The organism is Phocaeicola sp. RTP21198st1_B8_RTP21198_201120, assembly GCF_040929485.1.
In the GTDB taxonomy this organism is placed as follows: domain Bacteria; phylum Bacteroidota; class Bacteroidia; order Bacteroidales; family Bacteroidaceae; genus Phocaeicola; species Phocaeicola dorei.
Window position 1 is genome coordinate 1 of record NZ_JBCOCI010000123.1, and the last position, 4,538, is coordinate 4,538.

At 41.4% G+C, this 4,538-nt stretch carries 4 protein-coding genes and 1 pseudogene; all 5 read left to right on the forward strand.

What is annotated here, in order from left to right:
* The coding region (locus AB5935_RS22710; protein ID WP_368327588.1) for a M16 family metallopeptidase at positions 1-1,366 on the forward strand (1,366 nt) is incomplete at its 5' end.
* A gap of 14 nt (positions 1,367-1,380) precedes the next feature.
* Positions 1,381-2,868, forward strand: a complete 1,488-nt coding sequence (locus tag AB5935_RS22715; RefSeq protein ID WP_038609860.1) for a DUF5687 family protein — start codon at positions 1,381-1,383, stop codon at positions 2,866-2,868.
* A 12-nt stretch (positions 2,869-2,880) separates the two neighbouring features.
* The gene (locus AB5935_RS22720) at positions 2,881-3,588 is read left to right on the forward strand and encodes an ABC transporter ATP-binding protein (RefSeq protein ID WP_007833538.1); all 708 of its coding nucleotides are present in this window, start codon (positions 2,881-2,883) and stop codon (positions 3,586-3,588) included.
* Entirely contained in the window at positions 3,585-4,097 is a 513-nt protein-coding gene (locus AB5935_RS22725) for a C40 family peptidase (protein ID WP_007833537.1), read from the forward strand. Before AB5935_RS22720 ends, AB5935_RS22725 begins: the two co-directional genes overlap by 4 nt.
* Positions 4,098-4,152: 55 nt before the next feature.
* Positions 4,153-4,538: pseudogene (locus AB5935_RS22730) on the forward strand (HAD hydrolase-like protein); the annotation flags it as partial.

The following is a 4,538-nucleotide window of genomic DNA, read 5'->3' on the forward strand; positions in this document are numbered from 1 at the left end:
TGCTATCAATAAGGTAAAAGCTGAAACACTGACTGCTTATGAAGACAAAGTTTCTGATGAACCTTTGATTCCTGAAAAGCCCCAAGGCGGAAAGATTACAAAACAGGAAAATGGTCCGTTCGGTTCTACTATCTTGACTCTGTCCAATGGAGTACGCGTTATCTTAAAGCAAACCGACTTCAAAGCGGATGAAATCAGAATGAGAGCTTTCAGTCCGGGTGGCAGTTCCTTGTTCCCGAATGATGAAATTATCAATATCAATGTCATGAATGATGTGGCAAGTATCGGCGGCTTGGGTAACTTCAGCAATGTTGATCTAGAGAAAGTATTGGCAGGTAAAAAAGCTAGTGTAAGTGCTTCCGTCAGTGGTAATACAGAAGGGCTGAGCGGAAGCTGCTCACCCAAAGATTTTGAGACCTTGATGCAATTAGTCTATTTGTCATTCACGGCTCCACGAATGGATAACGATGCATTTACTTCATTCAAGAACCGTCTACAAGCATCTTTGGCAAATCAAGAGGCCAACCCAATGACTGCCTTACAGGATACATTACAAAAAGCCCTCTATATGGGACATCCGCGTACTATCCGTATGAAAGCCGACATGGTGGACAAGATTGACTATGCCAGAATTATGGAGATGTACAAAGACCGTTTCAAAGATGCCAGCGACTTTACTTTCATCTTTGTAGGAAATATCAAACCAGAAGAAACGGAACCACTGATTGCGACTTATTTAGGCGCTCTGCCTTCCGTCAATCGCAAAGAAACCTTCCGTGACAACCACATTGATATGCGCCAAGGTGACTATAAGAACATTTTCAACAAGAAATTGGAAACTCCTAAAGCCACCGTATTGGTAATCAACAACGGGCAATGCGCATACACATTGAAAAACCAAATCATGATGAGTATGCTTTCACAGATACTGAATATCATGTATACTGAAAGCGTACGCGAAAAAGAAGGTGGGACATACGGTGTAAGTGCATTCGGCAGTCTGACCAAATATCCAAAAGAGAAAGCGGTTCTGCAAATCTATTTCGATACAGATCCTGCCAAACGCGCCAAAATGACGGATATCATTTTGAATGAACTGAACCAATTTGCCAACGAGGGTCCGTCCACCGAAAACTTGAACAAGGTAAAAGAATTCATGCTGAAGAAATACAAGGAAAATGCCAAAGAAAACAGTTATTGGGTAAATATGCTGGATGAATATTTCTGGGAAGGAACAGATATGAACACCGGCTACGCAGACATAGTAAACAGCATTACCGCTAAAGATCTGCAAGAATTTACCAAAGCCTTGTTGGAGCAGAATAACCGTATAGAAGTAAGCATGACTTCGGAAGAAACAAAATAATCCCATCCAAGCCTATGCTTCTATCTATTATAAGACAGAATCAAAAACTTGCAGCCAAGCGGAATCCTGCATTCGACAGGAACCGCTTTGCCAAGTTTTTAATTTACTTTATGGTCGCATTTTGGGCAGCATACCTCATCTTTATCGGGGTCATGCTGTCCTTCGCTTTTGAAGATATCTTTCCCAGCATGGAACCTTACCATATCATGAACCAAGGATTGATTTATCTTCTGATACTTGATTTTTTGCTACGCTTCATGCTGCAACCGGCCATGTCGCAAGAAATCAAGCCCTATCTGCTTATGCCAATAAAAAAGAATAAGCTGGTGGATACCCTGTTACTACAATCCGGAATCAGCAGTTACAACTTCTTCTGGTTTTTCCTGATCGTACCTTTTGCCCTGCTTACGATTATCCGTTTCTATGGATTCACGGGCATCCTATGCTATCTGTGCGGCATTTGGCTTCTGATGGCTATGAACAGTTATTGGTATTTGATATGCAAAACTTTACTGAATGAGAAATTGCTTTATATACTTCTCCCGATCGGAGTATACGGATTATTAGCGGGAACTGAATTTATTCCCGAAGGAAATCCGGTTTCCACGTTCATGATGAATCTAGGAGAAGGATTTATAGAAGGAAACATACTCTCCTTTCTAGGTGTCATAGCAGCCATATTGTTGCTTCTGCTAGTAAATCGCAAGCTACAGCTACACTTCATCTATAATGAAATAGCTAAAGTGGAAGACACCAAGATGAAGCATGTATCCGAATATAAATTCCTGGACCGCTATGGTGACGTAGGTGAATATCTACGTCTGGAACTAAAACTGTGTTTCCGTAACAAAACCGTAAAGACACAATTCCGCATGGGATTTATCATCATGCTTGCTTTTTCGGCACTGATTGCCTTCACGGATGTGTATGACGGAACAGGAATGATAAATTTTATCTGCATATACAATTTTGCCATTTTAAGTATCATGACCCTGGGGCAAGTGATGTCTTTTGAGGGCAACTATCTAGACGGTCTTATGAGCCGTAAGGAATCTATCTATAACTTGCTTCGTGCCAAGTATTACCTGAACTGCATCATCGTGTTCATCCCTTTCCTGATTATGATGATCCCTGTAGCTAAAGGCAAGATACCCTTCCTCATGGCTCTATCCTATATGCTGTTTACAGCAGGATTCGTATTCGCTATGATGCTGCAACTGGCTGTGTACAATAAAAAGACACTCCCGTTAAACGCCAATGTCATGCGAAGCAATCGGGGAAGTTCCTTATTCCAGACCATTATCATCTCATGTGCTTTTTTCCTGCCCTTGATTATCAACAAAGCTCTGACGGCTTTCTTTGAACAGGATACAGCCTGCATCATCATGATGATTATAGGGTTGTTACTGATTGCAACCCACAATATTTGGATAAAAAATATCTATAACCGTTTCATGAAGCGCCGTTATGAGAATATGGAAGGCTTCCGTGACTCACGTTAAAACGAATTGCGTATGAATATCATAATAAACCAATTACAAAAGAACTTTGGCCCGAAAGTGGCTGTAGACATAGAAAATTATTCCATTCAAAGCGGTGACATGTTGGGACTGGTGGGCAATAACGGAGCAGGAAAAACGACCCTGTTCCGCCTGATGCTGGACTTGCTGAAAGCCGACGGAGGCAGTGTACATATCGAAAACATCGATGTGAGCCGGAGTGAGGAATGGAAAAATATAACGGGAGCTTTCATTGACGAAGGTTTCCTGATAGATTATCTTACCCCCGAAGAATATTTCTACTTTGTAGGAAAAATGTACGGGCTAACAAAAGAAGAAGTAGATAAACGTGTCGCTAGGTTTGAACGTTTTATGAATGGCGAAGTCATCGGACAAAAAAAACTGATTCGTAACTATTCGGCAGGCAACAAACAGAAAATAGGTATCATTTCGGCTATGCTGCACCAACCGCAGGTACTGATTCTAGATGAACCGTTCAACTTTCTGGACCCTAGTTCGCAGTCCATTATCAAGCATTTACTGAAAGCTTATAATGAAGAAACCGGAGCCACCATACTGGTATCCAGCCATAATCTGAACCACACAGTAGATATATGCCCACGCATCGCTCTGTTGGAAAACGGAAAGATTATCCGAGATATTGACAATAAAGGGAATTCCGCCGAAAAGGAATTAGAGGACTATTTTAATGTAACAGAATGAAAAAACTACTATCCCATTTGCTGGTATTAGGTACACTGGCCATGTTGTTGGCTTCATGCGGTACCTCTGCCCCACGTTATAACTACAAGGAACTGGCGCGTGCCTCCATCCGTCTGAATATGGATATTGACATGAAAGACAATCACCAACTGTACGTAGAATCAGCAGCATGGCTGGGAGTCCCCTACCGTGGCGGTGGTAACAGCAAACGGGGAGTGGACTGTTCCGGACTGACTTCACATTTATATAAAAAGGTATACCACAAAAAGCTGAAACGTAACTCAGATGACCAACGTACCCAAGATTGCCATAAAGTAAGTAAGAGAAACTTGCGCGAAGGAGATTTGGTATTCTTCCATAACGGTAGAAAAAAACGGATTGCCAGTCATGTAGGTATTTATTTGAAAGATAATAAGTTTATCCATGCCAGTACCAGCCGGGGAGTCATAATCAGCAGCCTGAATGAAGATTATTATCGTAAACACTGGTTAAGTGGAGGCCGTCCTTGACAAGATCCTTCCGGGCAATATATTCATTACATTAAAATGAGTTTAATTTGAAAGAATGAAATACACAACATACCTTTTTGATTTTGATTACACACTAGCCGATTCTTCACGCGGCATCGTTATCTGTTTTCGTAATGTACTGGAACGCCATGGGCATACGGGCATCAGTGATGAAGCCATAAAACGCACCATTGGAAAAACACTGGAAGATTCATTCAGTCTTTTGAGCGGAATCACTGCTCCCGAAACATTAGCCGAATATAAAAAAGAATATGTAAAGGAAGCAGATACATACATGACTGTCAACACTTTCTTTTTTCCTGAAACGGTTACCGTACTGAAAACACTGAAAAGTCAAGGCGCCCAAATAGGTATCATTTCCACTAAATTCCGTTTTCGTATCCGCGAAATGGTAGACCAACATTTTCCGAAAGATTTTTT